This window comes from Archaeoglobus sp. (genome assembly GCF_017656475.1).
Taxonomy (GTDB): domain Archaea; phylum Halobacteriota; class Archaeoglobi; order Archaeoglobales; family Archaeoglobaceae; genus Archaeoglobus.
This window is the reverse complement of sequence record NZ_JACDNT010000039.1, coordinates 1-12,967: the sequence shown is the minus strand read 5'-3', so window position 1 is coordinate 12,967 and position 12,967 is coordinate 1. Positions and strand designations below refer to the sequence as shown.

Genomic DNA, 12,967 nt, shown 5'->3' with positions numbered 1-12,967 from the left:
CAATCTTATTTCGGTTGGAGTATTTAAGGGCGGAAGCCCAACATGTTATCTAAAATCTTATATTGTCAAAAAGGAAATAAAAGGTGTGAAGGTCAAGGATGCGCCCAAAACGGCAACCTCTATCATCGTGAGGTCTGCTTCAAACGCCAGAATTTCTCAGTCAAAGATGCCAATGCTCGAACTGATGAGGAGGATTTTCAGGAAGGAAGAAGTTGCTCTTAAAGCGGTCAAATTCCTTACTCTGGTCGAGGAAAGGCAGAAGAGTGGAAAACCACTCAGGGTTGAGGAGTGGGAAGAGATTATGGAAGAGCTTGGAATGGTGCGGTCATCCTTTTACTCAATGAGAAACAAGCTCTTAGGGGCGGGAATGATAACAGTTCGAAATGGGGAGTATCAGTTGTCCGGAGCTTTTAGCAAGGACCTCGTTGACATGGCAAGATGGTGGTGGGTGGTGGTTCTCGGCTACGACCCGGAGAGCCTCTGAGCTTCGAGCTTCTTTATCCTCCTTTCTATCTCTTCGGTGAGCAGTCTATCTCCCATAGCCAGATTGTAGGCTTCTCTGAGCTTCTCAACATCTCCAGTTTCTTCGCCCCACTCCATGAGCATTCTGGCAATTTTCCTGTCAATGCCGGGATGCAGAGCCCTTAAGGAGGTGTAAATGAAATATGCTTTCTCGTAGTTGCCCAAATTCTCATAGATTTCAGCCATTGCCAGTCTCGCATCCACGGTGTCCTTTAGCTTTAGAGACTCCTCTACCTTTTTCATCGCAGCCTCTGGATTGCTCAACGCAAGACTCTTGCCCCACTCAAGCAAAACGCTCGCTTTAGCGTCTATTACAGCATCCGTCTCAGGCAGAAGGTCAAGTATTCTCATTGCTCTCCTGTAATCTCCTTCTTCTGAAACTTCGAGAGCGAAGAACAGGATTTTCTTGATATAGCTCTTGAATCCGAAATCCTGAAACTCCATGACGAGCTTTGCCGCATCCTCATACTTCCCATCTGAGAGTCTGCGCTCAATGGCTTCCTTGAGAAGGAGAAACATGTTCTGGAGAACCCTTCTGTCCCCGCAACCCTTCAGCTCCCTCAGTGCCGTCAGAAAAACGGCAAAGCATTTTGCCTCATCATCTCCTTCAAGATACCTTGAAAGCCTTTCCGATATCTTGGCTACGAGGTATATGGCAACAGGAGAGTCTCTTAGCAGAATCAGGTACTTGCTGGCCTTTTCGGGATAATCGAAAATTTTCTTGATAGAGTGGAGAATTATCGGATCACTCCCGATAGCTTTCAGAACTTTAATATCTTCCTCGTCGATAAAATTTGCGACGCTTTCTATAAACTTCTCCATGAACTTTTCTGGGGCATAATAAATAAAAAGATTTTCATAATCTCAGCTTCCCGGCAAGAAATCTGGCGATAATTAGCTTCTGTATCTCACTCGTTCCTTCATAGATTGTCCCAACTCTCGCATCCCTGTAGTAGCGCTCGATGTCGTACTCTTTGCTGTAGCCATAGCCGCCAAATATCTGCAATGCTTCGTAGGTGGCATTAATTGCCGTCTCACTGGCAAAGAGCTTCGCAGCTGAACTTAAAGCCGGATTTGCCTTACCCTTGTCAATGAGCCAAGCTGCCTTGTATATGAGGAGCTTTGCAGCCTCTATGTCCTTCCACATATCTGCAAGCTTGAACTGAATCGCCTGGTGCTCTATTAACGGCTTCCCAAACGCCGTCCTCTGCTTTGCATACTCTAAAGCCCTCTCGTAAGCCCCTATTGCCATTCCGAGCTGTACAGCACCCACAAACACCCTGCTCTCGTTGAAGAACCTCATAAGCTGATAAAAGCCGAAGTTCTCCTGTCCGATGAGGTGTGTTTCGGGAACAAAAACGTCCTTGAGGTATATCTCAGCCGTATCGTGGCAGTTCAGCCCCATCTTTTTTATCCTTCTCGCCTCATAACCATCCCAGTTCGTTTCGACGAGAAAGGCAGAAATTCCTCTGTAGCCGGCTTCAGGCTGGGTTTTGGCAAGAATCACCACCCAATCAGAGATGCTACCGTTTGTTATGAACGTTTTTGTTCCGTTGAGTTTCCACCCACCTTCAACTCTCTCTGCTTTAGTTTTGATAGCCCGTACATCACTTCCCGCATCCGGCTCAGTTATGGCGATGGCAGATGGGCTTTCCCCCTTAACGACCTTTGGTAAGTATTTTTCCTTCTGCTCCTCCGTGCCGAAGTACTTGACCATCGGGCATCCAAGGGATGCTGTTAATACTGCCGAACCTATGCTGCTGTCTGCCCTCGTAAATTCTTCAGCAATAATAGCACATCCGAGATAATCGAGCCCCGCTCCACCATACTCCTCCGGGATGTCGGCAGCCACATAACCAAGCTTAGCAGCTTTCCTGAATATCTCCCACGGATATTCCCCTTTCTCGTCATACTCTTTCCCGTAGGGCATAATCTCCTTCTCAGCGAACTCTCTAACGCTGTCCCTCAGAATTCGATGCTCTTCTTCAAACTCAAAGTTCATGATTTTAATTTCTCATTTTTCACATATAAGATTTGCCACTTTGGTGTAGGTGGATTAAATAGTGGCAGGCAGGTTATTCCATGAGTTCCCCTGTTCTGCTATCAAGCTCTCGCATTATCTCCAGTGCAACATCCTGAGAGATGAGCCCTTTGGCCATGGCATCAACCGTAGCACTCTTCTTTGCATCGATAATATACTTCAGAGCAGCCCTTCTTAATCTGGAAGCCTTACCTTCTTTAATCATCTCTTCCAACTTAGCCCCCAGTTCTGCTATTTCAGAATCAAGGTCTGGTAGCATGTCCTTAGCCAAGGGTTCAACAATCTTCCCCTGCTCAATCGCCCTCAACAGCTCAAACTTCGCACTCTTTGCTGCGATGTATCTGGCGATAAGCTCCTCAAGCTCCTTTTCTCCCACATCCGCAAATTTGCGCTTGACAAAAATTTCGAGAGAGAGGCCTTGCAACAGAAGAGAGAAGAGCACCACACCAAACGCCATGGCTGAGAGAAGCTGGTCGCCAAAGCTTAATGCTAAGGCAACCGGAATAACTCCCCTCAGCCCTCCCCAGAAAATCACGTGCTTCCACAAATTTGGAAAGCCGTAGTATGTCATGACTGGATAGACAACAGCGGCTCTTGCTGCAATTACCGCCATAATCGCTACCAAAATCTCCTTCCATGCCGAGAATATCGTTATGTGGGTGTTTACACCAATCAGGATGAATATTATGGAGTTTACGAGGAAAACGATGATGCTCCAGAAATCCAGCATGATAACTCTTGTAGTGGGGGACATGGAGAAATCTCTGCCGTAGTTTCCGAGAATAAGACCTGCAGCCACCACAGCAATAACACCGGAGAAGTGAAACCTCTCCGCCAGAACGAAGCCAAGGTAGGCTACAACTATCGTTATTGCTATCTCAACCAGTGCATCGTCGATTTTGGCGAGAATTCTGTAAGCAAGATAACCTATTGCCAGCCCAACGGCTGCACCACCGGCACACACAATAATAAAATCCAAAGCAGCATTTAGAGGGTCGAAAACACCTTTAAGCATCATTTCGAGGGCGATTGCAAAAACTACTATTGCAGCACCGTCATTCAAAACGCTCTCTCCTTCAATGAGTGTGGAAAGCTTCTTTGGGGCAGAGATTGATTTAAATGTGGCCAGAACTGAGACGGGGTCAGTTGCAGAAACCATTGCGCCGAAAATCAGGGCAAGTGCCAGAGGAATGCCGAGAAACCAGTTCAGAGAGAAGCCGACCACGATAGTTGTCAAGACTACTCCCAGAAAGGCCATTGATGCAATTGGACCAGAATTATCTCTCAACTCCTTAAGATCCATGTTCATTGCAGCTTCAAAGAGAAGTGGTGGAAGAAAGATGAAAAAGACAACATCTCTACTTAAGGGAAACTCCGGCAACAGACCAGCAAGACCAACAAAAAGCCCGGCAAGAACTAGGGCTATGGTGTAAGGCAACCTTATGAACTTAACCACTATCGCGACGGCGGTGGCAAGCATGAGAATTTCGATGAATTCGACCAGATTTTCCTCTATCATATAGTATGGCGGGGTTATGTGAAATTAAAAAGTTATTTGCCTGCAATTCTGAAATTTCATGAACATCAAAAAAGCTTTTAATTCACCTGAAGACCAAACCATGAGGTGGTACAATGGAGACAGATCTACCAGTAAAAGAAGTGATGACAACTGTCGTTTGCACCGTAAAGAGGACAGACAGTGTTCACAATCTCGCCAAAAGACTCGTTGAATACGGAGTAGGTAGTGCTGTGGTCGTTGAAGACGGGCGTCCAGTGGGTATAGTCACTGAGAAAGACCTCATATCCAAAATCGTTGCAAGAAACAGGGTTCCGAGCAAGGTTCTCGTTGAGGAAGTCATGTCGCAACCAGTGATAACTATAAGCCCCAACACGAGCTTGAGGGAAGCTGCGAGGATTATGATGAAAAAAGGAATAAGACGACTACCGGTTGTGAACAACAATGAGGAGCTTGTTGGTATTATCACAGACAACGACATTCTTAGCGTTTCGCTTGATCTTGGAGAGTTTGCCTCGCTCGTTACGCAAGACGCTTCAGGTTATTCCATACAGATAGAGGGGCCGGTTATTGAGGAAGAAGAAATCGGAGGAATCTGCGATAGATGTGGTAAATATGCTGACAAATTGTATCTCAGCAACGGTTTGAACCTTTGTGAGGATTGTATGGATTTTGAGGGGTGAGTTGTTTGGTTTTAAGACGAAATGTAATGGACATTGCCACAAAAGACGTTTTCACACTCCCACCAACATCAACACTCATGAACGCCCTCAAACTGATGCTTAAAAGAAATTTCAGAAGAATCCCCATAGCTGATGCGGGTACTAAGAGGCTTGAAGGTATAATCTCAGCAACCGACTTTGTAAACATCTTTGGAGGCGGACAGAAGTTTGGACTTGTTAAGGGCAGGTATGGGGGAAATCTCTCTGCAGCTGTAAATGAAGTTGTGGAGACAATCATGGAAAGAAATGTGGTGACGATTGAGGAAACAGATTCACTTGAAGATGCTGTGGAGACGATGTTCGAAAAGAAAGTTGGAGGCTGCCCGGTAGTCAATAAAGATGATGTTGTTGTTGGTATTATCACGGAAAGGGACATCCTGAAGTATCTCGGACAAAACCGCACAATAGACGGAGTCGCTTCTGACTACATGACCTCAAGCGTCATCACACTCAGACCGAAGGATAGCATTGAGAGAGCGATGAAAACAATGATCGAGAAAAAGTTGAGGAGGCTTCCTATAATAGACGACGGCATTCTAGTGGGCTTAATTACCGTCAGGGAGATACTGAGATACTTCGGGATGGGTGAAGCATTTAAAATGCTGACAAGCGGGAATATAAAGGATGCAATTGACAAGCCAATATCAACGATTCTTGCGAACGATGAACTGCTTGTTTATAAGGACATACTCACGTTCCCTAAGAACATAAGCATATCCCAACTTGTAAGCTCCATGCTGGAAAAGGGATATGGAGTGGCGCTTATTGTGGAAAACGGAAAGCTCGAGGGGATTATAACTGAAAGAGATTTGGTCAGGTTCTTGTATTCCAAATCATGAATTTTATTGCTCAAGCATTAAATTTATCGAAATCCGCAGCCAAAAGGCTTGAGGAGAGAAACATCCTTCGTAAGGCTCTCGTTAAGCATCCCTTTTTTGCTGATATCGAGGAGGCATTTAGATTTGAAAAGAAATTCGGTCAATTTGAGGAAGGGACTGTGGTTGTAAAAGCAAAGGATTCTCTGAAAGTCTTTAGGGGTTTTCCCAAGGTAAGGAGGGCACTCTTACTTCATCCAACAATCAAGAAGCATTTTGGCAGCAGAGAGGTAGTTCTTGAGGAGAAGATGAATGGTTACAACGTTAGAATCGTTAAAATTGGTGAAAATCTTTACGCAATCACAAGAAGGGGTCTGATTTGTCCCTACACGACAGAAAAGGCGAGAATTCTGATAGATGACGAGTTTTTCAGAGATTATCCAGACTACATGCTCTGTTGTGAAGCTGTGGGAAAAGCTTCCCCTTATGTCCCAACAGATGTTTACGGCATAAAAACCCTTGAGTTCTTCCTTTTCGACGTCAGGGATGGAAAGACGAACAAACCTGTAACAATTGACGAGAAGAAAGAAATTGCAGAGAAGTACAACCTGAAGCTGGCAGAAATCCTTGCAACCGTTAGCTCTGACGATATTGAGAAGATGAGGGATGTTCTGGAAAAGCTGAACAGAAAACGAAGAGAGGGTGTAGTTTTCAAAGACAGGGAAATGGAGCTAAGTCCACTGAAGTACACAACGAGTTACGCCAATCAGTCCGATTTGAGGTATGCCTTCCGGTTCTTCGGGGAGTACGGCAGGGACTTCATGCTGTCGAGGGTGGTAAGAGAAGCTTTTCAGAGCGTCGAGTTTGGAGAGAAAGAGGAGGAGTTTAACGAGAGATGCCTCAAACTGGGAAAAGCGATACTTGAGCCAATGGTTGAAAGCATCAGAGCTTGCAAGCGCGGAGAGATGGTTTATGAGGAAAGTGAACTGGTTTTTGAGAATCAGGAGGTTATAGAGCTTTTCAAAATGCACCTGAAGCTGCTTGGGGTTGACTTCACAATTGAGGTTCTGGATGATGGAAGGGTAAGGTTAAAAAGGTTCATGAGAAGTACAAGTGACAGAATAAGAGGAATACTTCAGGGTTCACCTTGGAAGTAGTGATAGTATGATTTCCGCAGGCATTGATCCGGGAACTGGAAGCTATGATGTGGTGGCGATTGAAGACGGGAGGGTAGTTTACAGAAGAAACCTCAAAACGGAGGAAGTTAGAGCATCACCAAAAATTGTTATTGATGCGATTGAAGAGTCGGGAGCGGAGATTGCTGCGGGACTCTCTGGCTACGGTCTGCCTGTAAAGCCGTTTGCAGAGCTTGACGAAGTGGACTTGCTGCTGATGACACTAAACTTCGATTCGGAAAGGGCGATAGGGCTGAGGAATATAATCAGGGCCGTGAATGAAAGAAACGTCAACCTCTACACAGTTCCCGCTGTGATACACCTTCCAACAGTACCTCCTTGGAGAAAGCTGAACAGAATTGATATTGGTACTGCTGACAAGCTCTGCTCCGCAGTTCTGGCTGTAGCAAAGTTCAGCGAAGAAGAGGAGCTGACAAAACTCAATTTCATCCTTGCTGAGGTGGGAGAGGGATTCAACGCCTTTATTGCGGTGAAAAATGGTAGAATTGTCGATGGAATGGGAGGGACAACTTCGTTCCCCGGATATTCCTCTCTTGGAGCGATGGATGCAGAGTTGGCTTACATTATCGGTGAGTTTCCGAAGAAGCTGATATTCAGTGGAGGGATCAGGAGTTTCGCTGAAGAATGGAAGATTAAAGACAACGAGGTCATTAACATTCTCTCAGAGTTCGTGCTGAAAGGGATAAGGGCAATGGAAGTTTCTACAGATGCTGACTTCTACGTTCTTTCAGGCAGGTTCGCTCCGGATGTGCTGAGAAAACTTAGAGGAGAAGGAAAGGAAGTAAGGTTGCTTGGCGGTTTTGGCAGAGGAAAGCAATCTGCCCAGGGGGCTGCAATTATCGCAAATGCCATTGCCGGTGGGGAGTACAGGGAGATAGTTGATTACATGCGTATTCTTGAAGCAAAGGGGACGCTGCTGGACTACATCACTTCTGATGTTATGGAGTATGTTAGGAGAGGAATGAAGCGGTTTTGATTTTATAGCTGGGGTCGTTAAATACTTACAATGGGTGTAATACCTTAGGTTTAGGGCTTTTTTGGCTTCCGATATCAAAGAACAGTATTCATAGGGTTATTTGATGATGCCAAGTTGCCTAAGTGCTACTTTCACAAAGGCAAGTAAGATAATTACGAAGCCGATGATGAAAAGAGCTCCGATTGTGTACATAGCGTACCTTTCCAGACCAGTTTTTGCTATTGGTGATATGAGCAGTACAGCTATACAGAGTGAAAGCAGTATAAAAAACAAAAATCTAATAAATTCTAAAAATCTATTAAACATATACTCCCACCGTAAAACTGTCAGAGGATGAATCACCCCACCCGACTATACCATCCACTACAGATGTTCCTGCCTCAAATCTATAACTGCCGACATTGTTGTATGTAACACTCAGTACAACCTGCTTTTTGTATCCTGATAAATGTACAGCCTGCCAAACAAGCAGTGTGCCCTTTCCACAAACAAATCCATATTCTGGTACAATCCAACAATTGTTTTCGTCCGTTAATTGGACCTCTCCTGTAGGCTCCGGTCCATCTAGAATTCCGTTGTAGTCAACTCCCTCTGGAATCAGAATAAAGTAGGACGTAAATCCAATACTCACTCCACCGTTTTCTACATCTATTGTAACTCTACCTTTTTCACCTTTATGATATGTATACCTGTCTGGATAAATGTTTATGTTCGCGTCTGGAGGTATTGGTAAACTCTTCGTGCCAATTTTACCCTTCTCCAGTGATGCTATTGGGTTATACTCCATCTTCTCCCTCCAAAGAGTTATTACCTTTTGAGTCTATAATCTTGGCTACATACTCTGTGCCAAGCTTATTTACGACCATCTTATATTTTTCTCCGTGGAATACAATTTCTACTTCATTCTTATCGCTAATCACGGCGTATCCATCTTTTAGCTTAATTATGTTGCTATTTTGCTTTGTTCCAAGTTCTGTAGCCATCGCTGTACTTGTACAGACTATGGTCAGAACTATCAGCACACTTACCACTTTCTTCATTCAACCACCTCCTACCTAATTGATACTAAATATCATACAATTGGTATTTAAATCTTTCTCTACTAAAATAAAAAATTTGACTAAAATTAAAGCCTTTTATTCAGATATTAAAAAAATAAGTTCGAGCTCACTATTCTATATCTCGAACCTTGTGCATTTCGTTAAAGCGTAAGGCAAAGCTTTCACAACATCCATCGCCGTAAAGTTGTACCCGAATTTCTCGTAGCACACATCTCCAGCATAGCCGTTCAGGAAGGCTGCTGAGCATGCTGCATGGAAAGCATCGTCGTTGCAAAGAAATGCTCCGCAAATTCCAGCTAGAACATCTCCTGTACCGCCGACGGTCATTCCTGCATTTCCTGAGCGGTTAACTTTTACCCTAAATCCGTCTGTTATAACATCTTCCTTTCCTTTAAGCAGTATCACTGCATTTGCCCTCTCTGCAACCTTCCCAACCTCAACTTCTCCGAAAACTCTTCTAAATTCTCCCATATGCGGTGTCAATATGCACTCGCAGTTTTCGGGCACTTCATCAACAAGTCCTTGAGCGTCCAGCACGGCCTTTTTGCAGCTTTTAAGAAGCTCCCTGATAACTTCTTCAAACTCAGGGTTCTCCCCCACACCCATTCCCGCAACCACAACATCGTGCTTCTTCGCAAGTTCCTCAAGTTCTCTTAAGTTTTTCAACTCTATTCTCTCCTCTCCAACACCCCTCACTATCAGATTGGGGCTGAAAGACGCCACAACCTTTCTTATCGACTCAGGTACTGCCGTTGTGACTATATCTGCTCCTGCATACAATGCTGCGAGACTTGCCAGGGCAGGAGCACCTGTGTACTCTCCGCCCCCAACGACCAGAACTCTGCCGTGCTCACCTTTATGTGCTTCATCATATCTCTTATAGCTGCTTATAACGTCTCCGGGACCGCAGAATTTTTCGAAAACAGGAGGTATGCCTATGTCCTTAACAACAACTTCGCCGCAGACATCCTTAGCCTTATCTAACCCGGGCTTTGCCTTGTGGAATGTTACGGTCAAATCAGCCTTAACAGCCTTCTCGTAATCCCCCGTGTCAGGGTTCAGGCCGGAGGGAACATCTACAGCAACCTTGAACGCATCACTCTCATTAATCATCTTTACTGCAGTGCCGTAAGGCTCCCTCAACTTCCCCTTTACACCCGTACCGAGCATGGCGTCTATAACTACGTCTGAATCGACCTCTTCCGGCAACCCCTCCTTTACTGGAATCTCAGCTTTCCTGCAAATTTCCAAGTTTTTTATGGCGAGCTCCGTTTTTGGCTTTCCGAGGAGGAAAATCTCAACTTCGAAATCCTTTAAATGCCTCGCGGCTACAAATCCGTCTCCGCCGTTGTTACCACTGCCAGCAAAAATCTGAACTTTGCCCTTGTAAAACCTTTTCATTATCTCCTCAGCCACACCTCTGCCGGCATTCTCCATCAGAAGCATTCTGCTCAAACCGAAATACTCGCAGTTTGTGTCAAGAATTTGCATGTCTCTGGACGAAATTACTTCCATGATGAATGTTCACGGAAGCCTTAAATATTTTTCATCGTAGCAGAGGACATGAATCCGTCAGAAGTCTTCGAAATCATTGAAAAACATACCAGATTCATGAGGGATTCCATACCGCTGATTGCGAGTGAGAATTTAACCTCTCTGTCGGTAAGGAGGTGTTATCTTTCAGATTTGGGACACAGGTATGCGGAGGGTAAAGTTGGACACAGGTTTTACGAGGGCTGCAGTTTCGTTGATGAGATAGAAGAGAGGGCAGTCGATTTAACCAAGAAAATATTTGAGGCTGAGCACGCAAACGTTCAGCCAATTTCTGGGGTTGTTGCGAACATTGCTGCGTTCTTCGCTTTAACCGACGTGGGAGACACCATTATGAGCATTTCCGTGCCTTGTGGCGGGCACATAAGTCATGATACTGTTTCTGCGGCTGGTTTGAGGGGGCTGAGAGTCATTCACTACCCCTTTGATAATGAGGAGATGAATATTAACGTTGATGAGACGAGAAATGTTGCTTTAAGGGAGAAACCCAAGCTTTTCATTCTTGGCTCCTCCCTCATACTCTTCAGGCAGCCTGTGAAGGAGATAAAGGAAATTGCGGACGAGATTGGCGCTTATGTAATGTACGATGCCAGCCATGTTCTCGGCCTCATTGCGGGAAAGGCTTTCCAGAATCCGCTGAAAGAGGGGGCGGATGTTATGACTGGCAGCACTCACAAGACCTTCTTTGGGCCTCAGAGAGCTATAATAGCCAGCAAAAAAGAGCTGGCGGAGAAGGTTGACAGGGCAGTCTTTCCGGGTGTTGTCAGCAATCACCACCTCAACACACTCGCAGGTTATGTTGTAGCGGCGATGGAGATTTTGGAGTTCGGGCAGGATTATGCAAAGCAGGTGGTGAAAAATGCAAGGGCACTGGCAGAGGAGCTTTACAACCTCGGTTATAAAGTACTAGGGGAAAAGAAAGGTTTTACGGAGACCCATCAGGTTGCGGTTGACGTCAGGGACTTTGGAGGAGGGGAGAAGGTGGCAAAAACACTTGAGAATGCTGGAATCGTGTTGAACAAGAACCTTCTTCCGTGGGACTCCCTTGAAAGCACCGACAATCCTTCAGGAATAAGAATAGGCGTTCAAGAAGTTACGAGAATCGGAATGGGAGAGGAGGAGATGAAAATCATTGCAGAAATTATTGATGCGGCGATAAAGGAGAAGAAGTCTGCTGAAGAGCTGAGGAAAGAGGTAAGGGAGCTGAAGGAGAGGTTTAACATCATAAAGTACAGCTTCGACCAGAGCGAGGCTTACATCTTCCCTGAGTTGAAATGAAGGTGTACATAGACCCAGAAGGGGATGTTGAGGAGATAAGGGGGGCATTCAGGATAATCAACCCGGAGCTATATGAAAGACTGCTAAAAATAGACGGTAGCGATGATTTTTTCAGATACATGGTCAAACCCCTTAAAGTCAGCGTAAGGGTAAATACTCTGAAGGCAGAGGTTGAGGATGTACAAGAAAATTTGCGCGAGATTATTGTCGGAAAAGTTCCATGGTGTAAGGAGGGATTTTATATCTCTACAAACGAATTTTCGAAGATTCCTGAACATCAACTTGGCATAATTTTCTCCCAAGAGGCCGCTTCGATGATCCCTCCGGTTGTGATGGAACTCCAGCCCGGCATGACCGTGTTGGACATCGCAGCCTCTCCTGGAGCTAAAACGACGCAGATAGCCCAGTACATGCGGAACGATGGCTGCATTGTTGCGAACGACGTGAAGCACTCAAGGATAAACATTCTCATCTCAAATTTGCAGCGTTGCGGAGTGCTTATTGGAAAGGTTACGGTTAAGGATGGAAGGTATTTCGGAAGATTTCGGGATAAATTCGATGCCGCGCTTGTTGACGCTCCCTGCAGCAACATGGGCATGATAAGGAAGAACTACAAGAACATAAGGCTTTGGAAGCTCAGAGATTGTTACGGACTTTCAAAGCTGCAGAAAGGTCTTCTGATGGCCGCTTATAAGTCAGTTAAACCGGGAGGTGTGGTGGTTTATTCCACATGCACTCTGGAGCCGATGGAGAACGAGGAAGTGGTGGACTACTTGCTGAAAAACACAGATGCCGAAATCGAGGAGATCAAGCTTCCAGTTAAGGGTGTTAAGCCGTTCACTGAGTTTGACGGTAAAGAATACAGTAAGGAGGTGAGAAAATGCCTGCGCCTTCATCCTCAGAGCAGCGACACGGAGGGGTTCTTCGTGGCGAAGTTGAGGAAACCGTGAGAAAGCTTCTGAAGGAGCAGTTTGATGCGGAGCTACCTGAAGATATCAGGTTTTACTTGGGGGGAAAAAACAGGGTTTATGCCTACAAGAGCTGCGAATTTGACGAGATAGCCTCGCACAAGGGGATTTACTTTGGAACGATTGAGAGGGATGGCCTGAGGCTCTCGATAGAGGGGAGCTTCATTGTCGGAAGAATTGCGAAGAAGAACGTAGTCGAGCTTGATGCAGAGAGCTTCAGGAAGTGGATGAGAGGGGAGGATATTGAAGCAGGCGTTAAGGGCTATTACATCGTAAAGTGGAGAAATTACTTTGCAGGTTGTGGAATGGGAAATGGGAGAG

At 45.4% G+C, this 12,967-nt stretch carries 14 protein-coding genes; 8 read left to right on the top strand and 6 right to left on the bottom strand.

The genetic code is table 11. The features are described 5' to 3' along the window. Positions 1-85: 85 nt before the first annotated feature. Positions 86-484, top strand: a complete 399-nt coding sequence (locus H0Z19_RS09855) for a hypothetical protein (protein WP_290726209.1) — start codon at positions 86-88, stop codon at positions 482-484. Here the strand turns inward: H0Z19_RS09855 and H0Z19_RS09850 are convergent. The 3 genes from H0Z19_RS09850 to H0Z19_RS09840 form a co-directional block, all read right to left on the bottom strand. After that, positions 463-1,344, bottom strand: coding sequence for a hypothetical protein (locus H0Z19_RS09850; protein ID WP_290726208.1), 882 nt, complete (start codon positions 1,342-1,344; stop codon positions 463-465). The genes H0Z19_RS09855 and H0Z19_RS09850 overlap by 22 nt on opposite strands. 34 nt (positions 1,345-1,378) lie before the next feature. Next, positions 1,379-2,524, bottom strand: a complete 1,146-nt coding sequence (locus H0Z19_RS09845) for an acyl-CoA dehydrogenase family protein (RefSeq protein WP_290726207.1) — start codon at positions 2,522-2,524, stop codon at positions 1,379-1,381. Positions 2,525-2,597: 73 nt separating this feature from the next. Beyond that, entirely contained in the window at positions 2,598-4,082 is a 1,485-nt protein-coding gene (locus tag H0Z19_RS09840) for a Na+/H+ antiporter (RefSeq protein WP_290726206.1), read from the bottom strand. Between the two features lie 113 nt (positions 4,083-4,195). Here H0Z19_RS09840 and H0Z19_RS09835 point away from each other — a divergent pair, with 113 nt between their 5' ends. Genes H0Z19_RS09835 through H0Z19_RS09820 form a run of 4 tightly spaced genes read left to right on the top strand, consistent with a single transcriptional unit; the run spans position 4,196 to position 7,788 of the window. Then, positions 4,196-4,762, top strand: coding sequence for a CBS domain-containing protein (locus H0Z19_RS09835; protein ID WP_290726204.1), 567 nt, complete (start codon positions 4,196-4,198; stop codon positions 4,760-4,762). 5 nt (positions 4,763-4,767) lie between these two features. Then, positions 4,768-5,640, top strand: coding sequence for a CBS domain-containing protein (locus H0Z19_RS09830; protein ID WP_290726202.1), 873 nt, complete (start codon positions 4,768-4,770; stop codon positions 5,638-5,640). After that, positions 5,637-6,773, top strand: coding sequence for an RNA ligase (locus tag H0Z19_RS09825; RefSeq protein WP_290726200.1), 1,137 nt, complete (start codon positions 5,637-5,639; stop codon positions 6,771-6,773). Before H0Z19_RS09830 ends, H0Z19_RS09825 begins: the two co-directional genes overlap by 4 nt. A 7-nt stretch (positions 6,774-6,780) precedes the next feature. After that, a complete protein-coding gene (locus H0Z19_RS09820) occupies positions 6,781-7,788 on the top strand; it encodes a DUF1464 family protein (protein ID WP_290726198.1) in 1,008 nt (335 codons plus the stop codon). A gap of 298 nt (positions 7,789-8,086) precedes the next feature. On the opposite strand, the gene H0Z19_RS09815 is transcribed toward H0Z19_RS09820, so the two are convergent. The 3 genes from H0Z19_RS09815 to H0Z19_RS09805 form a co-directional block, all read right to left on the bottom strand. Beyond that, positions 8,087-8,575 carry a hypothetical protein gene (locus H0Z19_RS09815; RefSeq protein WP_290726196.1) on the bottom strand — a complete coding sequence of 163 codons (489 nt, stop codon included), beginning with the start codon at positions 8,573-8,575 and terminating at the stop codon, positions 8,087-8,089. After that, positions 8,565-8,828, bottom strand: a complete 264-nt coding sequence (locus H0Z19_RS09810; RefSeq protein WP_290726195.1) for a hypothetical protein — start codon at positions 8,826-8,828, stop codon at positions 8,565-8,567. Before H0Z19_RS09810 ends, H0Z19_RS09815 begins: the two co-directional genes overlap by 11 nt. A gap of 135 nt (positions 8,829-8,963) precedes the next feature. Next, a complete protein-coding gene (locus H0Z19_RS09805; RefSeq protein WP_290726193.1) occupies positions 8,964-10,364 on the bottom strand; it encodes an NAD(P)H-hydrate dehydratase in 1,401 nt (466 codons plus the stop codon). Between the two features lie 48 nt (positions 10,365-10,412). On the opposite strand from H0Z19_RS09805, the gene glyA reads away from it, so the two are divergent. The 3 genes from glyA to H0Z19_RS09790 all read left to right on the top strand — a co-directional run. Beyond that, positions 10,413-11,678 (top strand): serine hydroxymethyltransferase, encoded by a 1,266-nt coding sequence (gene glyA / locus H0Z19_RS09800; RefSeq protein ID WP_290726192.1) that lies wholly within the window; start codon positions 10,413-10,415, stop codon positions 11,676-11,678. Then, positions 11,675-12,628 carry an NOL1/NOP2/sun family putative RNA methylase gene (locus H0Z19_RS09795; RefSeq protein ID WP_290726190.1) on the top strand — a complete coding sequence of 318 codons (954 nt, stop codon included), beginning with the start codon at positions 11,675-11,677 and terminating at the stop codon, positions 12,626-12,628. The genes glyA and H0Z19_RS09795 overlap by 4 nt, the downstream gene beginning before the upstream one ends. After that, a partial coding sequence (locus H0Z19_RS09790; RefSeq protein ID WP_290726188.1) for a hypothetical protein occupies positions 12,559-12,967 on the top strand: 409 nt, incomplete at its 3' end. The genes H0Z19_RS09795 and H0Z19_RS09790, both read left to right, overlap by 70 nt.

Bases quoted from the DNA above. Each gene is read 5' to 3' on its own strand.
- H0Z19_RS09835 (WP_290726204.1), top strand. From the start codon at position 4,196: ATGGAGACAGATCTACCAGTAAAAGAAGTGATGACAACTGTCGTTTGC.
- H0Z19_RS09825 (WP_290726200.1), top strand. From the start codon at position 5,637: ATGAATTTTATTGCTCAAGCATTAAATTTATCGAAATCCGCAGCCAAA.
- H0Z19_RS09845 (WP_290726207.1), bottom strand. From the start codon at position 2,524: ATGAACTTTGAGTTTGAAGAAGAGCATCGAATTCTGAGGGACAGCGTT.
- H0Z19_RS09795 (WP_290726190.1), top strand. From the start codon at position 11,675: ATGAAGGTGTACATAGACCCAGAAGGGGATGTTGAGGAGATAAGGGGG.
- H0Z19_RS09820 (WP_290726198.1), top strand. From the start codon at position 6,781: ATGATTTCCGCAGGCATTGATCCGGGAACTGGAAGCTATGATGTGGTG.
- H0Z19_RS09850 (WP_290726208.1), bottom strand. From the start codon at position 1,344: ATGGAGAAGTTTATAGAAAGCGTCGCAAATTTTATCGACGAGGAAGAT.
- H0Z19_RS09810 (WP_290726195.1), bottom strand. From the start codon at position 8,828: ATGAAGAAAGTGGTAAGTGTGCTGATAGTTCTGACCATAGTCTGTACA.
- H0Z19_RS09840 (WP_290726206.1), bottom strand. From the start codon at position 4,082: ATGATAGAGGAAAATCTGGTCGAATTCATCGAAATTCTCATGCTTGCC.
- H0Z19_RS09805 (WP_290726193.1), bottom strand. From the start codon at position 10,364: ATGGAAGTAATTTCGTCCAGAGACATGCAAATTCTTGACACAAACTGC.
- glyA (WP_290726192.1), top strand. From the start codon at position 10,413: ATGAATCCGTCAGAAGTCTTCGAAATCATTGAAAAACATACCAGATTC.
- H0Z19_RS09815 (WP_290726196.1), bottom strand. From the start codon at position 8,575: ATGGAGTATAACCCAATAGCATCACTGGAGAAGGGTAAAATTGGCACG.